Genomic DNA, 21831 nt, shown 5'->3' with positions numbered 1-21831 from the left:
GGCTAGCGCGCCAGCACGTCGTAGGCGCGCGCCGCCAGCGTGCGCGCGCTGAAGTCGATCCCGCTGAAGTCGGCGTAGTCGGCCATGGAGCGCGCGCGCCCCAGGCCGTAGGCGCCCATGGGCGCGCCGCCGATCAGCGCGGCCAGCCGATGGCGCGAGCGCTGTTCGAGCTCCCACCAGCTGCGCTGGCGCTCGCGCTCGTGCGCCTCGTCCCAATGCATGGGCCGCGGCGGCGCGCCGGAATCGGGCGTGTTGTACAGGTGGTAGACCGGCAGCCCGGGCACATGCAGGATGTCCCAGCCGTGCGTGAACAGCCGCAGCGCATAGGCCTGCTCCTCGCCGTGGAAGTAGAACCAGGGGTCGTAGGGAAACTGCTGCACCAGCTCGCCCGAGGCGAACAGGCAGCCGGCCGCCAGGTGAAACCCGGCCAGCGCCTCGTCGCGCTCGACCGGATGCGCCTCGAAGGGCAGTACCGGGTGATCCGGCTCGAACGAGGCGCCCGGCTTGACCACGTGCGCGAGCACCTTCTCCGTGGTGGGCTTGCGCACGGCGCGGTCGCCCTCGAAGACGAAGGGATTGGGATAGGCGCTCAACACCACGCCGCGGCGGCCCGGCATCAGCGCGCAGGCCTGCTCGATCAGGCGCTGGTCCCAGTGCAGGTCGAACTCCATGTGCGAGTCGATCTGGAAGAACCAGTCCTCGCCGCCGTAGAGCGACATCGCGATGGCGCGCGCCCAGCAGGGGCCGCGCGCGTACACCGGTTCGATGCGCACGTAGCTGACCTGCGCGGGCGCGAAGGCCTGCGGGTTCAGCGGCGGGCTCGCCGCCGGGCTCTGGTCCACCACGGCGAAATGCAGGGCGCCGGGCCAGCGCGCGGTCGCGATGGCCCGGGACAGGGTGAAGCTGAGGACGGGATCGCAGTAGGAGGCGATGCTGATGAAGACGCTCATGTGGAATAGGTCACGGAACGGCGTCCATGCTAGCGGCAAAGCGCGGGAGCGAGGGCGCACGAAGCGGTGCGCCGTGCGCCGGGCTCCGGCGGCACCTTGGAGCGGTGTTTTTTCACGGTACTTTTATTGCACCTGAAGTAACGCTGTGCTACCTTCGAAAGAATCTGTAGACGAGTTCCGGCTTCCGGCCGGGCGAGGGCGGACGGACCAGGAGGGGCCCGCCGGAGAGAGCATCCGTGAAGAAGCCAGCCAAACCAAGCATCACGGGTTCGTTTCCTGCAAGGGGCCGGGCCAATACTTCCGTCGCTCGCGCCAGGAGCGGCCCGCAGGCCAGCCCGGCGCGCGCCGGCTTTCGTCCCGCCGGGCTGGCGCTGGCCCTGGCCGCCGCCTGCATGGGCGCGAGCAATGCCTTCGGCCAGCCTGCCGGCGCGCAGGTGATCCAGGGCCAGGCCCTGCTGCAGCAGCAGGGCAACTCGCTGGTCGTCACCACCCAGAACGCCGCAGGCACCAACCGCTCGGTCATCAACTGGCAGAGCTTTTCGGTGCCGGCCGGCAGCACCACGCGCTTCGACCAGCCCAACGCCCAGAGCCTGTCGATCAACCGGGTGACGGGCAATGACCCGTCGGCGATCTTCGGCACCCTGAGTTCCAACGGCCGGCTGGTGCTGGTCAATCCCTCGGGCATCGCGGTCGGCGCCGGTGCCGTGGTCGACACGGCCGGCTTCACCGCTTCGACACTGCGCATGAGCGAAGCCGACGCCCTGGCCGGGCGGCTCCTGTTCGGCGGCGACGGGCTGGGCGGCGGCCCGCTCAACGTGGAGGGGCGCATCCTCGCGCGCTCGGGCGACGTCGTGCTGATCGCGCCGAACGTCAACCTGGGGCCCCAGGCGCTGCTGCAGGCGCCCGGCGGCGCCACGGTGCTCGCGGCCGGCCAGAAGGTGGAGCTCACCGGGCGCGGGCTGGAAGGCATCGTGATGCAGCTGCAGGCGCCGAGCGACAGCGCGGTGAACCTGGGCACCTTGCAGGGCGACGCGGTGGGGATCTTCGCCGGCACGCTCAAGCACAGCGGCATGGTGCAGGCAACGGCGGTGAGCGCCGAGGGCGGCAAGGTGGTGCTGCGCGCACAGGGCGACGCCCTGGTCGACGGCCGGATCGCCGCGACGGCCGGCGACAGGGGCGGATCGATCGACGTGCTGGGCCGGCAGGTGGGCCTGTCCGGCAGCGCGGCCATCGATGCCTCCGGCGCCAGCGGCGGCGGCGTGGTCCGCATCGGCGGCGACTTCCAGGGCCGCAACCCCGACGTGCCGAACGCCAGCAGCGCGTTCGTCGGCGCCGACGTCAGCATCAAGGCCGACGCCACGCATGGCGGCGACGGCGGCAAGGTCGTGGTCTGGAGCGACGAGGCCACCCGCTTCTACGGCAACATCTCCGCCCGCGGCGGCGCGCAGGGCGGCAACGGCGGCGCGGCCGAGGTCTCCGGCAAGGCCTACCTGGACTACGCGGGCCGCACCGACCTGCGAGCGCCCCGGGGCCAGCAGGGCGAACTCCTGCTGGACCCGAACGACCTGTCCATTGTCCTGACCGGCAGCACCACCACGTCGCAGGCCAGCGGTTCCGGCGGCGTCACCTTCGGCGCCGGCCCGGGCTTCAGCACGATCACCAAGGCGACGCTGGAAGGGCAGCTGGCGACCTCCGATGTGAGGATCACCACCTCGCTGGGCACGGGCGGCGCCGGCAACATCAACGTCAACGCGGCCGTCAACTGGAACTCCGGCTCGGCGCTGGCGCTCGACGCCGACCACGACATCGTGCTGAACGCCGGCTTGACGGCCGGCAGCGGCTCGCTGGGCATCGGCATCGTCTCGCTGACCACCCGCAACACCACCAGTCTCGGCCCGGGCAGCATCACCCAGGCCGCGAGCGCCGGCATCCAGGCGGGCGGGTTGATGGTCAAGTCGGCCGGCAACACCTTGCTCGACGCCGGCAACAACCGGGTCAACACGCTGGCCGCCAGTTCCGGCGGCCTGTTCTACTTCCGCAACGACGACCAGGCGGCGCCCACGACCCTCACGATCGGCACGCTCTCCAAGGGTGTGGCCGGCGGCAGCCTGAGCGGCGTCACGGCGGCGGGCGAAGTGCGCATCTCCAGCACCGCCGGCAACATCGCCGCCAACGCCGGGGTGTCCGGCACCTCAGTCGGCATCGCCGCGGCCGGCGCGCTGGACCTGAACGCCAGCCTGACGGCCACCGGCGGCGGCGTCATGCTGCTGGCCGGCACGCAGAGCATCGGCCAGGGCGCGGGCTCGGTCATCACGGCCGGCAGCCTGGGCGCCTTCAGCGGCGGCCACATCGTGCTGGCCGGCGCCAACAAGGTCGGCACCTTCGGTGCCAGCACCGGCGCGCTCGGCGGCGGCGTGAGCTTCAACAATGCCCAGAGCCTGAGCATCGGCGCGGTCGGCGGCGGCGGCTTCGGCTTCGCCGACGGCGTGCAGGGCCAGGGCAACGTGAGCATCACGACCACCGGCAACACGTCCAACATCGTCGTCGGCAACAACGTCTACAGCGGCGCCGGCAACCTCACCGTCAATGCCGCGGGCGCGCTCTCGGTGATCCCCGCGCGCTCCGTCAGCTTCCAGACCAATGGCGGCAGCATCCTGCTGCGCGCCGGCAACGGCAACCTCGACTTCGGCAACGACTTCAGCTGGGTCGGCAGTGCCGGTGGCACCATCAGCTTGCAGGCCCCGGCGGGCAGCATCCTCGGCAAGGCCGAGCTGAGCTCGTCCACCTGGGGCGTGAGTGGCGGCGACATCACCGTCAGCGCATCCGGGTCGGTGTCGCTGCAAAACGTCCAGACCTCCAACGACGGCGGCGACGTGGGAGCGAGCGGTTTCAACGGCGGCCACGTCAGCATCAGTGCGGGCGCGGGCGGCGTGACCATCGACGACCGCATCCACACGCACGGCGGCGACAACGGCGACGGCAGCGGCGGCACCGGCGGCAACGTCACCATCACGACCACCGGCGGCGTCACCATCGGCGGCCCGAGCTGGGGCTCGGGCATTCAGACCTGGGGCGGCTGGGGCGCCACCGGCGGCAATGCCGGCAACATCTCGATCACCGCCAACGGGCCGGTCAAGATCGGCACCTCCGGCTTCGACAGCGGCATCGAAGCCCGGGGCGGCGATGGCTGGCAGGGCAACGGCGGCAAGGGCGGCAAGGGCGGCAACGTCACCATCAGCGCCGGCTCCGGCAGCATCACCGGGACGCGCATCGCCGCCTGGGGCGGCTTCGGCTCGCTGGGCGCCGGCGGCGCCGGGGGCAGCGTCACGCTGTCGACCTCGAGCTCGATCAGCATCGGCGACAGCTACTACTACGACTCCGGCATCGTCACCAACGGCGGCTGGGGCGAGAGCGGCAACGGTGGCGCCGGCGGCAACGTTTCCATCACGGCGAACGGCCCGGTCGTCCTCGGCGACACCTCGCTGGGCGGTGGCGTCAACACCTGGGGCGGCAGCAGCTACAGCCTGGGTGCCGGCGGCAAGGGCGGCAACATCACCATCGGCACGGGCGCCGGCAGCCTGACCGTGCTGGGCGAACTGGCCGCGCAGGGCGGCAGCAGCTCATCGAACTCGGGCGCGGGCGGCGCGGGCGGCGCCATCGTCGTCAACGCCGGCGCCGGCGTCACGATCGGCGGTCCCAGCTACAGCGGCGGCATCAATGCCTGGGGCGGCGACGGCAGCGTCGGCGGCGCCGGCGGCAACGTCACCATCGCTTCCAACGGGCCGGTCAAGATCGGCGACACGTCCTACTACTCGGGCATCGACACCTGGGGCGGCGACGGCTGGCAGGGCACCGGCGGCAAGGGCGGCAACGTCACCCTCAACACCGGCGGCAACGTCGACCTCAGTTTCATTGGCGCCGGCGGCGGTGATTCCGAACTGGGCAACGGCGGCAACGGCGGGGCCATCTCCGTGCAGACCAGCGGCACCCTGGCCATCGGGTCCGACGTCGGTTCGTCCGGCGGCAATTCGTACTCGCTGGGCATCGGCGGCAATGGCGGCAACATTTCCCTGCGCGGCGGCACGCTGGCCGGCAACTTCAGCGTTTACAACGACGGCGGCTGGGGGGGCTACTCGTCAGCGGGCATCGGCGGCAAGGGCGGCAACGGCGCCACCGTGCTGATCCATCAATCCAACGGCGCCCTGAACATCAGCCCCTCGATCCAGAGCGGCGGTGGCTCGGGCGGCGACGGCTTCCAGGGCGGCGGGGCCGGCGGGGCCGGCGGCAACATCAGCATCGTCTCGGCCGGCGGCGACCTCAACCTGACGGGCGGCGACCTGTCCGCGGGCGGCGGCAGCGGCGGCTACGGCTGGGTCACCGAGAGCTACGGACCGACCGGCGGGCAGGGCTTCGTGGCGGCCATGGCGACGGGCCGCGCCGTCAACATCCTCGGCTACGTCTGGTTCGGCGGCAACTGGGTGAACTCCGGCACGCTCAACGTGGGCAGCAGCTTCGGCCTGTATGGCGGCAAGCTGTTCGCCAACAGCGGCACCGTCAACCTGTCGGGCGATGCCTACCTGGATGCCGACAACGGCGTGATCAACAACCCCGGCGCCTCGATATTCGTGAGCGGCGGCGGCGTGTGGGCCAACCTCACGGAGAACAACGGCTTCCTGAACATCGCGCCAGGGGGCCTGCTCTCCGCGCCGAATTTCTCGCTCAACAACGGAACCATCTGGCTGTCCGGCCAGCTGAATGCGGGCAGCTTCTCGTGCACCGCGAGCTGCGACGTCGCCGGCCCGAACCAGGTCAGCGTCGCCGGTTCAGGCCTCTTCACCAACAGCGCCACCGGCGAGATCCGCGGCAACGGCACGTTCATGGTGCAGGGCGGCCAGGGCACGCTGTACAACCTGGGCCGCATCGCCCCCGGCCAGCCCGACGTGGCGGGCTCCGTGGGCACGCTGAACGTCATTGGCCACCTCGCCAGCGGCCCGGGCTCGGTGCTGGCCATCGACGTCGCTTCGCCGACCAGCTATGACGTGGTCAACGTCACCGGCGCGGCGCGCTTCGTGAGCAGCGCGCCGGGATCGGAGGAGGCAGGCCCTGCCGCCTTGGTGGTCGCCGCGCCGCCGGCGGTGATCGAACTGACCGTGGCCAATGGCGCGAGCCTCGGCCCAGGCACGCAACTGAACGTGCTCAATGCCACCGAACTGGACGTGCAGGTCGCCCCGGTCGTGTCCGCTCCCGCCAGCTACCAGGCCAGCGCTGCGCCCGCGCCCGCCGGTGCGACGCTGCAGGTGGTGGTGCAGCCGACGCCGGCACCCACACCGGCACCGACGCCAGCGCCGACACCTGCACCCACGCCTGCGCCGACTCCGGCACCGACGCCCGAGCCGACACCTGCACCTACGCCTGCGCCGACTCCGGCACCGACGCCCGAGCCGACACCTGCACCTACGCCTGCGCCGACGCCCGCACCGACGCCCGCACCGACGCCCGCACCGACGCCTGCACCGACGCCCGCGCCGACGCCCGAGCCGACGCCCGCGCCGACGCCTGCACCGACGCCTGCACCGACACCTGCACCGACGCCCGCGCCGACGCCCGCGCCGACGCCCGCGCCGACGCCTGCACCGACGCCTGCGCCGACGCCGGCACCGACACCCGCGCCGACGCCGGCACCGACACCCGCGCCGACACCTGCGCCGACGCCTGCACCGACGCCTGCACCGACACCCGCACCGACACCCGCACCGACGCCTGCGCCCACTTCGGCACCGACCCCCGCCCCGCTCACGCAGACCGACACCATCGTGCTGTTGCTCGGCGGCGATCACGCCACGGCGCAACAGGTCATCGCGGAAATGGATACGAACCCGCTGACGGTGTTCACCGAGCTCGCCCTGAAGGAAGAAAAGAAGCAGAAGGGCCCGGGCAACGAAGGGCTGACCGACGCGACCTGCCGCTGACGCCGGCGGCCGTCGGCTCGCCAGGCGCGGCGGCAGCGCCTGGCCCTAGTACCGCGGCAAGTCCGGGTGCGCGAGCCGCCCGCCGCGCACCAGCATCTTGCCGTACTCGGCGCAGCGGTTCAGCGTCGGGATGGCCTTGCCGGGGTTGAGCAGGCCCTGGGGGTCGAAGGCGCGCTTGAGCGCGAACATCTGCTCGCACTCCTCGCGGCTGAACTGCACGCACATCGAGTTGAGCTTCTCGACGCCCACGCCGTGCTCTCCGGTGACCGTGCCGCCCATGGCGACGCTGGTTTCCAGGATTTCGGCGCCGAACAGTTCGCAGCGCCGCAGCTGGTCGGGGTCGTTGGCGTCGAACAGGATCAGCGGATGCAGGTTGCCGTCGCCGGCATGGAACACATTGGCGCAGCGCAGGCCGTACTTGCGTTCCATCTGCTGGATGGCCAGCAGGATGTCCGCCAGGCGCTTGCGCGGGATGGTCGAATCCATGCACATGTAGTCGGGGCTGATGCGCCCCGAGGCGGGAAAGGCGTTCTTGCGGCCGCTCCAGAACTTCAGGCGCTCGGCCTCGTCGCGGCTGACCGCGATCGCGGTGGCGCCGGCGCTGCGCAGCACCTCGCTCATGCGGCCGATCTCTTCCTCCACCTCCTCGGGCGTGCCGTCGCTCTCGCACAGCAGGATGGCTTCGGCGTCGAGGTCATAGCCCGCGTGCACGAAGTCCTCGACCGCTGCGGTCATGGGCTTGTCCATCATCTCCAGCCCGGCCGGGATGATGCCGGCGGCGATCACCGCGGCGACGGCGTCGCCGGCTTTCCGCACATCGTCGAAGCTGGCCATGATGCAGCGCGCCAGTTGCGGCCTGGGCACCAGCTTCACCGTGACCTCCATCGCGACGGCCAGCATGCCTTCGCTGCCGATCACCACGCTCAGCAGGTCATAGCCCGCGGCGTCCAGGGCCGCGGACCCGAACTCGACCGGCTCGCCCTCCACCGTGAAGCCGCGCACTTTCAGCACGTTGTGCAGCGTCAGGCCGTACTTCAGGCAATGCACGCCGCCGGAGTTCTCGGCGACGTTGCCGCCGATGGTGCAGGCAATCTGGCTGGACGGGTCGGGCGCGTAGTACAGCCCATGCGGCGCCGCCGCCTCGCTGATGACGAGATTGCGCACACCGCATTGCACCCGCGCCGTGCGCGACAGCGGATCGATCGCCAGGATCCGGTTGAACCGGGCCAGCGACAGCGTCACGCCGTCCGCATGCGGCATCGCGCCGCCCGACAGCCCGGTGCCGGCGCCGCGCGCCACCACCGGCACCTGCAGGGCGTGGCAGGCCTTCAGCACGGCCTGCACCTGGGCCTCGGTCTCCGGCAGCGCCACCACCAGCGGGCGCTGGCGGTAGGCCGTCAGGCCGTCGCACTCGTAGGGCGTGGTTTCCTCCGCGCTCCACAGCAGGGCCTCCGGCGGCAACAGCGCGCGCAGGGCGGCGACGACCTGCGCCTGGCGCACGGCGCGCTGCAGGGGCTGGGGATCGGCAGGTGCGTTCATGGGGCGGAGCGGTTCGGTCAGGTGAGATATCTTTGCACAGCCGCGTCGTCGAACTCCACCCCGGAACCGGGACCGGTCGACGGATAGGCCAGGCCTTCGCGAATTTCCAGCGGCGCCTTGAGCACGATGTTCCACCAGTCGACGTATTCCAGCCAGTGCGCGGTGGGCGTGGCGCACAGCAGTTGCGCGCTGACTTCCGGCCACAGGTGGCTCGACAGCGACAGGCCCTGCGCCTGGCCCAGCGCGGCGATGCGCTGCCAGCCGGTGACACCGCCGCACTTCATCGCGTCCGGCATGGCCAGTGGCCCGGCGCCGGCGCGCAGCGCATTCTCGAAGTCCTGCGGCCCCCACCAGTTCTCGCCCGCCTGCAGCGGCGTGCGGACCCGGCGCGCCAGCGCCGCCAGTCCATGGAAATCGTGCGCCAGCACCGGCTCTTCCACCCAGGCCAGGCCTTCACCGTCCAGCGCCTGCAGCCGCCCCAGCGCTTCGGCCGGCGGCAGCGACTGGTTGTAGTCGACCATGATGGCGACGCCAGGACCGGCCGCCGCGCGCATGGCGCGCACCACCGCCAGGTCTTCTTCCAGCGTCGGGTAGCCGATCTTGGCCTTCACCGCCTTGAAGCCCTGGCGCGCCAAAGCTTCCGCAGCGCTCGCGCTGGCCTGCGCGCCGTCGTAGCCGATGCCGCCGTACGCGGGCACCGGCCGCGGCGCGGCACCGAGCAGCGCGCACAGGGGCTGGCCGAGCGCGCGCGCCTGCGCATCCCACAGCGCCATGTCGATGCCGGCCAGCGCCATGCCGACCAGCCCGTGGGTGCCGAGCAGCCGGAAACGCGCGTGCAGCCGGTCGCTGAGGGCCGCCGGCGCCAGTACCTGCCCGGCCACCAGCGGCTCCATGTTCTTCATCAGTTCGCCCAGCGGCTTGAGCGCCGCCGGCGAGTAGCTGAAGACGATGCTGTGGCCGCTGACGCCGGCGTCGGTGGCCAGCGTCAGCAACACCAGCGGCGACACCGACACGGTGCCCGAGGCGGTGCGGTGCGGCTGCGGCATCGGGGCCTGGACGCAGCGGACCTGGAGGGCGGCGATCTTCATCGCGCAACTCTAGGCGCGTGCCGGCTGCAATGCCAATGAAGAGATTTCAGCGGCGGCGTGAAAAGCGCGCCAGCCGCCGCCGGCGCGCCGCCCTCAGGCCGGTGCCGCCGCCGTGCCTTCGACGGCGCCGCGCGACGGCTCGAGGTGGTGCACCACCTTGCGGGGATCCTCCAGCAGCTGATCCAGCCCGAAGTTCAGCCGAGCCATCAGCAGGGATTCCTGCGCGTTGGCGTCGGCGCGGCTGCCCTCGTCGGGCGCCCAGGCCGACACGGCGCGAAAGCGCAGCGCGAGATCGGGCGCGAGCTGGGTCACGGGTTCGAGCCCGCGCGCGACGATGTGCTGCGCCAGCTTGCGCCGCGTCTCCTCGGCTTGCGGGCCTTCCAGCAGCAGCGCGAAGCGCGCGTCGGCGATGCGGCAGACGGTGTCGACCTCGCGCACCAGCGACGACAGCCGCGAGGCCGCGACCACCAGGGCGCGGTCGCCGGCCTCGCGGCCGAGCGCCGAGACGATCTCGCCGTGGTTGGCCAGCTCCACCATGAGCGCGGTGCAGCGCGTGCCCGAGCGCGCGCCGCGGCGCAACGCATCGCGCAGGCGCAGGCGCAGCACGGGCGTGCTGGTGAGGCCAGTGAGCGGGTCGGTCGAGTCCAGCACGCGCATGCGCGCCCGGTTCTCGCTGAAGTCCTTGGCGCGGCGGTGCAGGATGTACAGCAGCAGCGGGATCTCCAGGGCCGTGCCCATCATCACGGCGTATTGCGTCGCCCAGCTGTCCGGCAGCACGCCGGCGGCGCGCAAGGCCGGGAAGGGATAGGCCAGGTGCACCGGCAGGAAGCCGAGGAACAGCCAGCCCGAATGCGTTTCGCCCTTGTGCCAGGTCCAAAGGCACACGGACATGCTCAGCAGCACCGACAGCAGGCCGTAGAGGTTGAGGACGCGGTAGGCCGCCGGGCTCGGATGGAAGACGTAGACGCAGGCGAAGGCCGCGCCGAACAGCGAGAAGCCCAGCACCGCGCGGTCGACGATCCGGCTGTGCCGCTTGACGGCCGTCGCTTCGCGGATGAACCAGATGCCGGTGGCCACCATGAGGAACAGGAACAGGCCGGGCGCGGCGTCGTTGAAGCCCGCCGATCCCGGCCACAGGAACAGGCCGCCGAAGCCGGTGAACGACAGCTGAAAAAGCAGCATGCAGGCGACGTACAGGCAGTAGGTGTCGAAAGCGATGTCGGCGTACATGCGCGCATGCATGAGGCCGACCACGAACACCAGCAGGCAAAAGCCGACGTAGCCGCCCACCAGCAGGTAGGTCCAGCTGTTGTTGCGCTCCACGCTGCTTTCCGACAGCAGCTGCACAAAGGGGCTGGCGGGCGCCGGCCGGTTTTCCAGCCGCAGCCAGACCGGGCCCGGCGCCTGCGGCAGCGTGAACAGCGGCGAGAAATGCGGCCGGTGCCACTGGGACACCGGCGTGTGGTCGCCCGCGCGCTGCTCCTGCCACCGGCCGTCCGGACCGCGCACGAACAGGCTCGCGCGGTTGAGGAAGGCGGCGCCCGAGAGCAGCAGGTGCCAGCGCTGCTGCGCGTCCAGCGCCGGGATGTCGTAGCGCAGCCAGAGCGCGCCGTCGCCGAGCGGATAGGCGCGGTGGCGTTCGACCGGCTGGAGCCTGGCCGCGCCGCCGGCGACCTCCTCGATACCGAGCTTGCCGGAGTCGTCCACCCAGAATTCGCCCTGGAGCGTGATGTCGCCCTCGGGCGGGGCCGCGTGCGCGAGTCCCGCGAACAGGAACAAGGCCAGGCACGCCATCGCCTGCCAGAGCCGCAGGGTGGCGGTGTGAAGTACTGCTTTCAAGAAAGGGGCCTCCATTCCCCCTTGGTGGTGATGCGCTTTTCGAGCCGGTTGACCCAGCCGGGCGCGTGGTGGTCGTGGTGCCACTGCGCCACGGTGCGGTGCATCGGCTCCAACAGCGAGTCGGGCAGCGCGAGCGGCCGCGTCTGGTCGAGCAGGAAGCGCGTGAGCAGGTGGTAGCCGACGACGCGCGTGACCAGGCGGGTGAGCGAGAAGCGCGGCAGCGCCAGGCGCGCCACGCCGTCGATCGCCAGCACGGCCAGGCGCGCCGCGTCGAACAGCAGCAGCGTGAGCAGGCCCGCGCGCTGCGTGATGCCGATGAGGCGGGCCGTCTGGCGTCCGATCAGCCAGCGCGTCATCGGCACCGGCAGGTGCCGGATCACCGGCACGGCGATCGTGCGTTCCATCGCCGCGACGAGCGCGCGGCCGAGGCCGGGGCGGACGTCGCGCGCGAGGGGTTGGGAGTGGGCCTGGGACTGCATGGCGCGGAACATCGACGCGGCCTGGTCCAGGTCGCGGGGCATCAGCTCGGGACGAATGCCCAGCACGAAGCCCACCACGTTCCAGGCATGCAGGTAGGCTTCCTGCTCCGCGCGCGAAAGCGGGATGCGCAGCGTTCGCATGCCGGCGAGGAACACATAGCTGAAGGTGAGGAGCGTGTAGGCCAGTTCGAGCTGGTTGCAGGGCAGGCCGTCGCGCTCCACGTCCCAGCCCAGCGCCAGCAGGGCCTGGAGCATGGAGGCCGGGCGGGTGCCGGCCGGCGCGGAGGCGACGCGCGCCCCGGCGGTCTCGGGCGGGCCATGCAGGATCAGGTGGCGGATGGTGGCATGGATCAGGCGCACCTTGAGCACCTGCGCGATGCCGCCGCCCTCGCCCTGCGTGAGGCCGCCCTTCATCATCACGGGGAAGATCATGGCGGCCGTCTGCCGGATGCGGTGCTCGGTGTGCGCTTCCAGCTGCCCCGCCGCGTGGAGCACGTCGGCCAGCTGCGGCATCACGTAGCACTCGGGCAGGCTGGCGCAGAACAGCAGGGTGCAGGACAGCGGGCCGTAGTCCATGAACACCTGTTCGGCGAGCTCGACGTCCCGCGGCCGGATCCATTCGGGCAGGCGCCGGCCCTGCTCCAGGTAGGCCCGCAAGGCGTCGACCACCACCGGGTCGGCGCCCGCCGCGGGCGACCAGGCCGTGAGGCTGGCGTTGGTGGTCCAGCCCGCCATCAGCCGGCTGGCCTGCGCCAGCCGGGCCAGCGCCGCCTCGCCCGGGCTGGCGGCGTCGGCGGGCCAGGGGCCGACGATGGCGGCAATGGTGCGGTCGGCCAGCGGATCGGCCGCCCGCGCCATGGCCTGCCAATGGTCCGGGGGCAGCTTCATGCCGCGGCCTCGGCGGGCCGGCGCGCCCAGTGCTGCCAGGCCACGGCCGCGGCCAGCGCCGGGATGCCCATGGCGAAGAACGCGGTCACGCGCAGCGCGATGGGCTGCACGGCCACCATCTGGAACAGCATCAGGCCGGCGTAGAGCAGGACCGGGGCCAGCGCCGCGCGGCGGGCCGCGGCCGAAGCGGGCACGACGCCCGGCGGCCGGGCCGCCAGGAAGGCCGCGACGATCGCGAAGCTGACGACCATCCAGCCCTCGAAGCCTCGCACCGTCTCACCGAACCAGCCGCCGTCCTTCTTCGCCATGACCCAGGCCTTGAGCTGGTAGACGAAGTACGGATCGGCCCCGAGGTCGAAGGCGGTCACCAGCATCGCCGCCAGCAGCGCGGCGAGCAGCGCCACGCGCCAGCCGCGCCACGGCCCCACCGGGGCGCGCCAAAGCAGCAGGTTCGCCATCAGCAGCCCGGTGTGGCACAGCCCGAACCACATGACGGGGATCACCAGCGGGACGTTGCCGAGCCGCGGCCCGAGCACGTCGGTGTAGCTGTAGTGGCCGAAGAACCAGCCCAGCGCCGAGCCGGTCTGTTCCGCGAACCACCCCAGGCTCGCCCCGAGGGCCAGGAAGGTCGCGGCCGCGCGCGGGCCGTACAGCACCGAGGCCGACCACAGGCTCACCGCCCCGAGCGCGAGCGAGGCGGCGACCAGTGCGACGGTGAGCCAAGGGTAGGCCTGCGCCGTCCAGGCCAGTAGCAGGATCGCAAAGACGCCAAAGACGCTGGCCACGCGCGGGAGACTCATCCACGCCGTTGTAACAGCTTTTGACGAAGGCGCGAGGGCAGAGGCGACTCGCCTCGAATCAAATGAGGCTCTTGCGCAACCACTCCGTGAAAGCGGCGCATTCCCAGCGGTCCATGGTGCCGGTGCGCCAGCACAGGTAGTGTGCGTGCGGGCTGGGCACATGGCGCTGCGAGATGCGCTCCAGCGTGCCCTTTTCCAGCCAGGGCGCCCCGAGTTTCAGCCGCACCAGCGCGATGCCCAAGCCCTGGGCCGCGGCCTCGCACATCAGGCCGATGTCGTTGAAGCTCGATCCCTCGGCCGGCTCCGGCGCATCCACCCCGTGCGCCAGGAACCAGGTGCGCCACGGCTCCAGCGGGCTCTTGATCAGTTTGGCCGCCAGCAGGTCTTCGACCGTGTCGAAGGGGCCGTGCTGGCGGATGAAGGCGGGCGACGCCAGCGGCGTGACGTCGTCGGTCATGAGGCAGACATGCTCGACGTCGGCATAGCGCCCGGTGCCGAAGCGGATCATCAGGTCGGCGTCCTCGGCCACCACGTCCAGCAGCGGGATCGACACCTGCAGGGTCAGGTCGATTTCCGGATAGGCCTCGGAGAAACCGGGCAGGCGCGGCATCAGGATGGAGCGCGCGAAGGTGGGCGTGACGGCCACCCGCAGCTTGCGCTTGCCCTGGGCGCTGTCGCGGCCCGGAAAGCGCCCCAGCACCGCCAGGCCCTCGCGCACCTGCGCGAGGTACTCGCTGCCGTCGGTGGTGAGGGAGAAATCGGCGCGCCCGAACAGCTTGGTGCCGATGATCTGCTCCAGCTGGCGCACGCGGTGGCTCACGGCGCTGGGCGTCACGCACAGTTCGTCGGCCGCCTGCGTGACGGAGCGCAGCCGCGCCAGGGCCTCGAAGGTGACCAAGCACTGGATCGGCGGGATGCGCGCGCTCATCGCAGCGGCTTCAGCGCGCGCGCTGCCGCGCGGGCCGGCTGCTGCAGCGCGCCACCCAGGCCGCGGTGCGTGGCGAGCCGTCGAGCGGCAGGCCGCACATGACCCCGAACGCCAGAGTGCCGCCGGCCGCGAGGTCCGCCAGCGAGAACTCTGCGCCCAGCAGCCAGTCCCGGTCCGCCAGCCGGGCTTCCAGCGCCGCGACGCAGCGCGCGAGTTGCGCGCGATGGTAGGCCGCGGCCGCGGCGCTGCGGTCCTGTGCTTGAAAAGAGACCGGCGTGTCCATGCCGTGGTACATCGTCTCCAGCATGTGCGTGCCCAGTTCGGCGCCCGACCACACCGTCCAGCTCACCGCATCGGCGCGCGCCGGGCCGCCGCCCGGCGGCCAGAGGCCCTTGTCGACGCCGTACTTGGTGCCCAGGTGCAGCAGGATCGCAACCGACTCGAAGAACTTCTGCTCGCCATCGACCAGCGCCGGCACCTTGCCCTGCGGATGGATCGCGAGGTAGGCCGGCGCGAGGTGCTCCTGCTTCTTCGGATCGAGCTCCACGTAGCGGTAAGGGATCCCCAGCTCCTCGAGCGCCCAGCTGATGCGCGTTCCCGAGCTGCGGGGCCAGGAATAGAGTTCGACGGCCATGCGAACCTCTTCTATGTGGAGACTGGCACGTTACACCCAAGCGATGCGCCGGGCAATGATCCGGCCCGCCATCGCGCCCCGGACCGCGGCCGGCAGGGCGGGCGGCCCGCTGGCTACTTGAAGATCACGGTCTTGTGCCCGTCGAGCAGCACCCGGTGCTCGCTGTGCCACTTGACGGCGCGCGCCAGCACCAGGCTCTCGGTGTCGCGGCCGAGGGCAGTCAGGTCTTCCACCGTGCAGTTGTGGTCCACCCGGGCCACGTCCTGTTCGATGATCGGGCCCTCGTCGAGGTCGGCCGTCACGTAGTGCGCCGTTGCGCCGATGAGCTTCACGCCGCGGTCATGCGCCTGGTAGTAGGGCTTGGCGCCCTTGAAGCTGGGCAGGAAGCTGTGGTGGATGTTGATCGCGCGACCCGCCAGCCGCTGGCACAGGCCGTTCGACAGGATCTGCATGTAGCGCGCCAGCACCACCAGTTCGGCGCCTTCGGCTTCGACGATCTCGAGCTGCCTGGCTTCGGCCTGCGCCTTGGTCGACCCGGCCACCGGGATGTGATGGAAGGGCACGTTGTAGCTGGCGGCCAGCTGATAGAAGTCGCGGTGGTTGGAGATCACGGCGCGCACTTCCACCGGCAGCAGGCCGCTCTTCCAGCGGAACAGCAGGTCGTTCAGGCAGTGGCCCTCGCGGCTCACCATGATCACGGTGCGCATCGGCTGGTTCGCGGCGTGCAGCTTCCAGTCCATCTGGAAGGGCTCGGCAAAGGCCTTCAGCTGGGCCCGCAGGTCCTCGAAGGTGAGCTGGTCGCACGCGAACTGCACGCGCATGAAGAACAGGCCGGTGCCATGGTCGTTGTACTGGGCCGCCTCCTCGATGTTGCCACCGCGCTCGAACAGGAAACCGGACACGGCGTGCACGATGCCCGGCCGGTCCGGGCAGGAGAGGGTCAGGATGTACGCGTTCATTTCAGGATTGTCGCAGGCTGGGCAGCAAGGCATGATCGACGCCCATCACACGATGAGGGGTCGATGAATCGCCGCAGTTTCGTACTGTCCGCCGCCGCGGGCCTGTTGTTTCCCATGGCCGGCCGCGCGCAAGCCCTGGTGGGTATCTCCGAACTGGACGCCAGCCGGGGTCTGCGCAGTGCGCTGGAAACCGGCGCTGTGGCGGCCGTGCAGCTGCTGGGCCGGCCCGACGGATTCCTGGGCAACCCGCAGGTGCGCATCCCGTTGCCGAAGGCGCTGCAGGATGCCTCCCGGCTGCTGTCCGCCCTCGGCATGCGCAAGCAGCTGGAGGAACTGGAGCTCGCGTTGAACCGCGCGGCCGAGGCCGCGGTGCCCATGGCCCGGACCCTGCTGGTGGATGCCGTCAGGCACATCACCGTGGCCGATGCCAAGAAGATCCTGGCCGGCGGCGACACCTCGGTGACCGCCTTCTTCGCGGAAAAGACCCGGCAGCCGCTGTCCGGCACCTTCCTGCCGGTGGTGCACCAGGCGACTTCCAAGGTGGGCGTGGTGGAGAAGTACGAGCGCGTCTCACAGAAGGCCCAGGGCATGGGCCTGTACCAGCCCGAAGACCCGACCATCGACCACTATGTCACCCGCAAGGCGCTGGACGGCCTGTACTTCATGGTCGGCGAAGAGGAAAAGAAGATCCGGCGCGACCCGGTGGGCACCGGCAGCGCGCTTCTCAGCAAGGTGTTCGGCGCGCTGCGGTGATCCGCGCCAAAATAGATCGATCTTTCAGGAGTTCCTTGATGGCCTACAACGATTTCACGATGGACAACCAGTGGTTGCCGTTCACGCCGAACCGCTCCTTCCGCAAGGATCCGCGGATCTTCGTCGGCGCGTCCGGCATGCACTTCACCACCCACGACGGCCGCCAGGTCATCGACGGCATCTCCAGCCTGTGGTGCGTGGGCGCCGGCCATGCACGCGCGCCGATCAACGAGGCGATCAAGAAGCAGCTGGACACGCTGGACTACGCCACCGCCTTCCAGGTCTCCAACGACAAGGCCTTCCGGGCGGCCGACATGATCGCGGCGATGGCCCCGGGCGACCTCAACAAGGTGCTGTTCTGCAATTCCGGGTCGGAAGCCGCCGACACCTCGCTGAAGGTCGCGCTGGCCTACCACCGCGCGCGCGGCGAAGGCCACCGCACCGTCTTCATCGGCCGCGAGCGCGGCTACCACGGGGTGGGCTTCGGCGGCATGAGCGTGGGCGGCATTCCGGCCAACCGCAAGGCCTTCGGCGCGGCGATGCTGCCGCGCGTGGACCACATGCGCTTCATCCACGACCCGGTGAACAACGCCTACATCCACAACCAGGAGCCGGTGTGGCAGGAAGACCCGCTGCTGGAGCTGGAGAACCGCATCCTGCCGCTGCACGACCCCAGCAACGTGGCGGCGATCATCGTCGAGCCGGTGGCCGGCAGCGCCGGCTGGTATCTGGCGCCCAAGGGCTACCTGAAGCGCCTGCGCGAGATCTGCGACAAGCACGGCATCCTGCTGATCTTCGACGAGGTGATCACCGGCTTCGGCCGCATGGGCACCAACTTCGGCGCCGACTTCTACGGCGTGGTGCCGGACATGCTCAACTTCGCCAAGTGCGTCACCAATGGCGTGATCCCGCTGGGCGGCGTGATCTGCCGCGACAAGCTGTACGACGCCATGATGAAGACCGACGCGCCCGAGCACGTGGTCGAGTTCTTCCACGGCTACACCTACTCGGGCCATCCGGTGGCCTGCGCCGCCGCCATCGCCACGCTGGACCTGTACAAGCAGGAGAACCTGTTCGCGCGCGCCGGCGAGATGGGCAAGGTGCTGGGCGACGCCTTCCACAGCACGCTCAAGGGCCTGCCCAACGTGATCGGCATCCGCAGCCTGGGGTTGGCCGCCGCGGTGGAACTGGCGCCCATCGCCGGCTCCCCCGGCAAGCGCGCCTACGACGTCTTCCTCGACTGCTTCCACAAGGGCTCGCTGGTGCGTCCCGCCGGCGATGTGCTGGTGATCGCGCCGCCCTACATCGTGGAGAAGTCGCACATCGACACGCTGGTCAACACGCTGGCCGACTCGATCAAGAAGAATGCCTGAGGGGCCGCAGGCGCAGGACTTCGATTCGCTCCAGCCGGCGCGCACGCCGGTCAAGGTGGGCGTCATGGTGCCGACCTTCAACCGGCCGGACCTGGCGCGCGCCTGCGTGCTGCAGTTCACCGCGCAGTCGCTCACGCCGGACATCATCTGCGTCCACCAGAACGGCGTCTCCGACTCCTACCACTGGGCGGTCGCCGATGTGCGCACCCCGGCCCGTATCGCCTGGATGCACACGGCGAAGGAGCTGCCGCAGCACCAGTGGTATGCGATTCCGCTGAAGTACCTGATCGAACAGGACTGCACCCACTTTTTCTGGGCCGACCACGACGACCTCTACCTGCGCGAGCATGTCGAGCAAGGCCTGGCGGATCTGCAGGTGCACGACTTCTCGGTCTCGCCGCGCTGCGGCCTGCTGTTCACGCAAGCCTCCGAGTACCGCTACAACCCGGAGGTGCAGTTCGGCTCGCACGCGCCGGGCGGCATGAGCTCGACCATGTGCTTCAACCGCCGCTTCGCGCAGCAGCTGCTGGCGGACATCGGCGAAGACCCCGGCTACCAGTACACCGACAACGTGGTCGCGAAAGTCACCATGCCCAGGTTCCGCTGCCTGGTGTCGCAGAGGCAGACCACGATCTACCACTCGCACCAGGGCTCGCTGACCTCGCGCGACTGGCTGCCGAAGGTGTTCGGCCCGCCTAGCGATACGCGTTGATCGCCCCCAGCACCAGGAAGGCGACCAGCAGCCAGGCGATCCAGCGCCCGTAGGCGCCCTGGCCCGGCTCGCGCCGCACCACCGCCAGCTGCGGCGCCGGCTGGTCGGCCTCGGGCGGGGTCGAGCCCTCGGCCGCCAGGATCGCCTCGATCTCGGCGTGGGTCAGCGGGCGCTCCTCGCCCTCCTCGTGCAGGTGCTCGCCGCGTTCGCGGGCCTGCAGCGCCTGCACCACGGACACGAAAGGCGTGGCGAAGTCGATCTGCTGCGCGAACGCCCGCGCCGCCGCGGCCCGGCGCGCCGCCTCGCCGGGCATGCGCAGCAGCAGGGCGCAGGTGGCGGCCAGCTCCTCGTAGGGCGCGAAGAAGATGCCGGTGTCCGACCAGTCGTTCAGCTCGGAAAACACCGAGCGCTCGCACACGATGGGCACGCCCTGCATCACCGGCTGCAGCACGCGTGCCACCGGGAACAGCCCGCTCTCGTAGTAGTGGATGTGCAGCACCAGGCGCGCGCGGCGCACGGCCGGCGCCAGCTCGTTGCCGTAGGCGCCGGCCACCAGTTCCACCGTCAGCCCCAGGTCCCGGAGCTGCGCGAGCACGGCCTGCCGGCGTTCACTGAGGCTGCCGTAGAACAACACGTCCACGGTCTTCGGCTCGCCGGTGGCCGGCGACAGGCTCTCGCTCGGCTTGATCGGCAGCTCCAGCGCCTGCTGGCCGGCGCCGTGGTGGCGCTTGAGGAATTCGATGTTGCTGCCGTGATAGTCCAGCACCAGCCAGCCGCGCAGCCACTGCCAGTAGTCGGGGCCGGCCAGGTTCGAGGTGCTGCCCAACTGCTCGAAGTTGAAGATGGCGCAGCGCCGCGGGTCCAGCTGCAGCTCCTGCGCCAGCGCGGGCGAGCCGCCCAGCACGATGGAGAAGGCCTGCGGATCGACGCGGTTGACCAGGTGCTCGGACGGATGGCCGGCGGCGCGGATCGCGTCGCGCAGGCAGACCGCGACCTCGGTCAGCACGAAAGGCTGCGGCAGGTAGGGGTTCTTCTCGACGACGTTGATCGCCGGGCGCGGGCTGGCGGAGTTCATCGGCAACTCACGATTGTGGCCGCTCGCCGCCCAGCTGTTGCCGCAGCCCCTCGCAGTAGTCGCGCTGCGGCGGACCGGCCGGCCAGGTGCGCGCGTCCGCGCGCAGGCCGCCACCCAGGTGCTGCGGCACGCCCAGCGCGGAATCGACATGGCCGGCCCCGGCGAGCAGCACCACCGCCTGCCCGGGGCGAATGGCGCTGCCCAGCACCTGGGCCATGCTGCGGTCGCGCGCGATCTGCACGCGCGCCATCGGCAGCCATTGCGAGGCCGGCAGCAGGTCGCAGTGGCCGGCGCGCACCGCCTGCTGCTGCGCCTGGAACACCGCGGCCGTCACGGCGCCGTCCAGCTGCGTATCGGCCATCGCATCGCGCAGCCTGGCGCGCGGCAGGTTGGCGCCCAGCACCGGCACGCCGGCGCGCACGGCCGTCATCACGGCCGGCCCGTAGGCCGCCCAAGGCCAACCGCGCTCGTCCCAGCCGAGCGCCGCCTTCACCTCGGCTTCGGAGGCGCCGGCCGGCAGGCCCGCGGTGGATAGCCCCCGCTCCGCCATCTCGAGCGCCAGCGCCGCCAGCTGCCCGCGCCCGGCCAGCTCCTGGACCACGCGCTGGTGCCACTGCTGGTGCTGCGGATCGTCGTGCTGCTCGCCCAGCAGGATCACATCGGGCAGCGGCGAGGGCAGCCGGTACGGCGCGCAGGCGGCGAGCACCGCCAGCCACAGGAGGAGAAACAGCCGCGCCATGCGGACATACTACGCGCTCGCCTGCGTCGCCTGATGACCTCCACCCTGCCCGTCCGCGCCACCCTCACGCTGCTGCTGGCGCTCGCCGCGGCGCTGCTGTGCGAGCGGCTGCACACGCCCATCCCCTGGATGATCGGCCCGCTGCTGGCGACCGCGGCCGCGTCCATCCTGGGATGGCCCACGCGCAGCCTGGTGCCGCTGCGCAACGCCGGCCAGTGGGCCATCGGCACGGCGCTCGGCCTGTACTTCACGCCGCAGGTAACGGCGCTGGTCCTGAGCCTGTGGTGGGCGATCCTGCTGGCAATCGCCTGGGCGCTGGGACTCGGATGGCTGTTCGGCTGGTGGCTGGAGCGCGCCAACCGGGAGGGCCTGGGCACGGACCCGCGGCAGCGGCACGCCACCAGCTACTTCGCCGGTGCCATCGGCGGCGCCTCGGAGATGACGTTGCTGGCCGAGCGCGCCGGCGCCCGGACCGAGCTGGTGGCCGCCGCGCACAGCCTGCGCCTGCTCATCGTGACGATCACGGTCCCGTTCGCACTCACCTTCGGCGGCTGGCACGGCGTGGATGCGACGCTTCCGGGCGCCCGCTACGTGAACTGGGCCGGCCTGGCGCTGCTGCTGCCGGCCACCGCCCTCGGCGCTTTCCTGCTCTCGCGCACGCGCCGCGCGAACCCGTGGTTCATGGGCGCGCTGCTGGCCGCGATGTGCATCACCATGACCGGCACCGAACTCTCGGCGCTGCCGCCCTGGCTCACCAACGCCGCCCAGCTGCTGATCGGCGTCAGCCTGGGCGTGCGCTTTTCGGCCGGGTTCGTGCGCACCGCGCCGCGCTGGCTGGCCTCGGTGGCCGCCGGCACGGTGCTGATGATCGGGCTGTGCGCCGCTTTCGCGCTGTTGCTGGCCTGGGCCTGCGGCCTGCTTTGGGCCACCATGATCCTGGGCACCTCGCCCGGCGGCATCGCCGAGATGGCGATCACCGCCAAGGTGCTCCAGCTCGGCGTGCCGGTGGTCACGGCCTTCCAGGTCTGCCGCCTGGTGGCCGTGCTGGTGCTGGTGGAGCCGGTGTATGCACGCGGATGGCTGCGACGGCCCGGGTGATCTCCACC

At 71.0% G+C, this 21831-nt stretch carries 16 protein-coding genes; 5 read left to right on the top strand and 11 right to left on the bottom strand.

The genetic code is table 11. From position 1 onward, the window contains the following. Window positions 1-2: 2 nt before the first annotated feature. Window positions 3-950 (bottom strand): GlcNAc-transferase family protein, encoded by a 948-nt coding sequence (locus tag UC35_RS09450; protein ID WP_061498459.1) that lies wholly within the window; start codon window positions 948-950, stop codon window positions 3-5. Between the two features lie 236 nt (window positions 951-1186). Between UC35_RS09450 and UC35_RS24390 the strand changes: the two genes are divergently transcribed. After that, window positions 1187-6919, top strand: a complete 5733-nt coding sequence (locus UC35_RS24390) for a beta strand repeat-containing protein (RefSeq protein WP_145979388.1) — start codon at window positions 1187-1189, stop codon at window positions 6917-6919. A gap of 45 nt (window positions 6920-6964) precedes the next feature. Here the strand turns inward: UC35_RS24390 and UC35_RS09440 are convergent, their stop codons facing one another. From UC35_RS09440 to purU, 8 genes are all read right to left on the bottom strand, one after another. Continuing rightward, window positions 6965-8458, bottom strand: a complete 1494-nt coding sequence (locus UC35_RS09440) for an FAD-linked oxidase C-terminal domain-containing protein (RefSeq protein WP_061498450.1) — start codon at window positions 8456-8458, stop codon at window positions 6965-6967. 17 nt (window positions 8459-8475) lie between these two features. After that, a complete protein-coding gene (locus tag UC35_RS09435; RefSeq protein ID WP_061498448.1) occupies window positions 8476-9546 on the bottom strand; it encodes an enolase C-terminal domain-like protein in 1071 nt (356 codons plus the stop codon). Between the two features lie 93 nt (window positions 9547-9639). Further along, window positions 9640-11385 carry a 7TM diverse intracellular signaling domain-containing protein gene (locus UC35_RS09430; RefSeq protein WP_158513879.1) on the bottom strand — a complete coding sequence of 582 codons (1746 nt, stop codon included), beginning with the start codon at window positions 11383-11385 and terminating at the stop codon, window positions 9640-9642. Next, the gene (locus UC35_RS09425) at window positions 11382-12752 is read right to left on the bottom strand and encodes an oxygenase MpaB family protein (RefSeq protein WP_061498443.1); all 1371 of its coding nucleotides are present in this window, start codon (window positions 12750-12752) and stop codon (window positions 11382-11384) included. Before UC35_RS09425 ends, UC35_RS09430 begins: the two co-directional genes overlap by 4 nt. After that, window positions 12749-13552: a carotenoid biosynthesis protein gene (locus UC35_RS09420; protein WP_061498439.1), complete on the bottom strand. Its 804-nt coding sequence runs from the start codon at window positions 13550-13552 to the stop codon at window positions 12749-12751. The genes UC35_RS09425 and UC35_RS09420 overlap by 4 nt, the downstream gene beginning before the upstream one ends. Before the next feature lie 58 nt (window positions 13553-13610). After that, window positions 13611-14480 carry a LysR substrate-binding domain-containing protein gene (locus UC35_RS09415; RefSeq protein ID WP_061498436.1) on the bottom strand — a complete coding sequence of 290 codons (870 nt, stop codon included), beginning with the start codon at window positions 14478-14480 and terminating at the stop codon, window positions 13611-13613. Window positions 14481-14490: 10 nt separating this feature from the next. Beyond that, window positions 14491-15114, bottom strand: coding sequence for a glutathione S-transferase family protein (locus UC35_RS09410; RefSeq protein ID WP_061498433.1), 624 nt, complete (start codon window positions 15112-15114; stop codon window positions 14491-14493). A gap of 113 nt (window positions 15115-15227) precedes the next feature. Further along, entirely contained in the window at window positions 15228-16073 is an 846-nt protein-coding gene (purU, locus tag UC35_RS09405; protein WP_061498429.1) for a formyltetrahydrofolate deformylase, read from the bottom strand. 63 nt (window positions 16074-16136) lie between these two features. On the opposite strand from purU, the gene UC35_RS09400 reads away from it, so the two are divergent. The 3 genes from UC35_RS09400 to UC35_RS09390 are packed head-to-tail and all read left to right on the top strand — an operon-like array spanning window position 16137 to window position 18911. Further along, window positions 16137-16826 carry a DUF4197 domain-containing protein gene (locus UC35_RS09400; RefSeq protein WP_061498426.1) on the top strand — a complete coding sequence of 230 codons (690 nt, stop codon included), beginning with the start codon at window positions 16137-16139 and terminating at the stop codon, window positions 16824-16826. Window positions 16827-16864: 38 nt separating this feature from the next. Then, window positions 16865-18199: an aminotransferase class III-fold pyridoxal phosphate-dependent enzyme gene (locus tag UC35_RS09395; protein WP_061498422.1), complete on the top strand. Its 1335-nt coding sequence runs from the start codon at window positions 16865-16867 to the stop codon at window positions 18197-18199. Next, window positions 18192-18911 carry a hypothetical protein gene (locus UC35_RS09390; RefSeq protein WP_061498420.1) on the top strand — a complete coding sequence of 240 codons (720 nt, stop codon included), beginning with the start codon at window positions 18192-18194 and terminating at the stop codon, window positions 18909-18911. The genes UC35_RS09395 and UC35_RS09390 overlap by 8 nt, the downstream gene beginning before the upstream one ends. On the opposite strand, the gene UC35_RS09385 is transcribed toward UC35_RS09390, so the two are convergent. Both UC35_RS09385 and UC35_RS09380 read right to left on the bottom strand, forming a co-directional pair. Further along, window positions 18895-19986: a hypothetical protein gene (locus UC35_RS09385; protein ID WP_061498417.1), complete on the bottom strand. Its 1092-nt coding sequence runs from the start codon at window positions 19984-19986 to the stop codon at window positions 18895-18897. The genes UC35_RS09390 and UC35_RS09385 overlap by 17 nt on opposite strands. Before the next feature lie 7 nt (window positions 19987-19993). Beyond that, on the bottom strand, window positions 19994-20725 hold the full coding sequence (locus tag UC35_RS09380) for a ChaN family lipoprotein (RefSeq protein WP_061498415.1): 732 nt from the start codon (window positions 20723-20725) through the stop codon (window positions 19994-19996). A 33-nt stretch (window positions 20726-20758) separates the two neighbouring features. On the opposite strand from UC35_RS09380, the gene UC35_RS09375 reads away from it, so the two are divergent. Further along, window positions 20759-21823, top strand: coding sequence for an AbrB family transcriptional regulator (locus UC35_RS09375; protein WP_061498413.1), 1065 nt, complete (start codon window positions 20759-20761; stop codon window positions 21821-21823). Window positions 21824-21831 lie beyond the last annotated feature (8 nt).

The sequence above is a fragment of the Ramlibacter tataouinensis genome, assembly GCF_001580455.1.
GTDB lineage: Bacteria > Pseudomonadota > Gammaproteobacteria > Burkholderiales > Burkholderiaceae_C > Ramlibacter > Ramlibacter tataouinensis_B.
The sequence above is the reverse complement of the archived record's forward strand: the minus strand, read 5'-3'. Positions and strand labels throughout refer to the sequence as shown.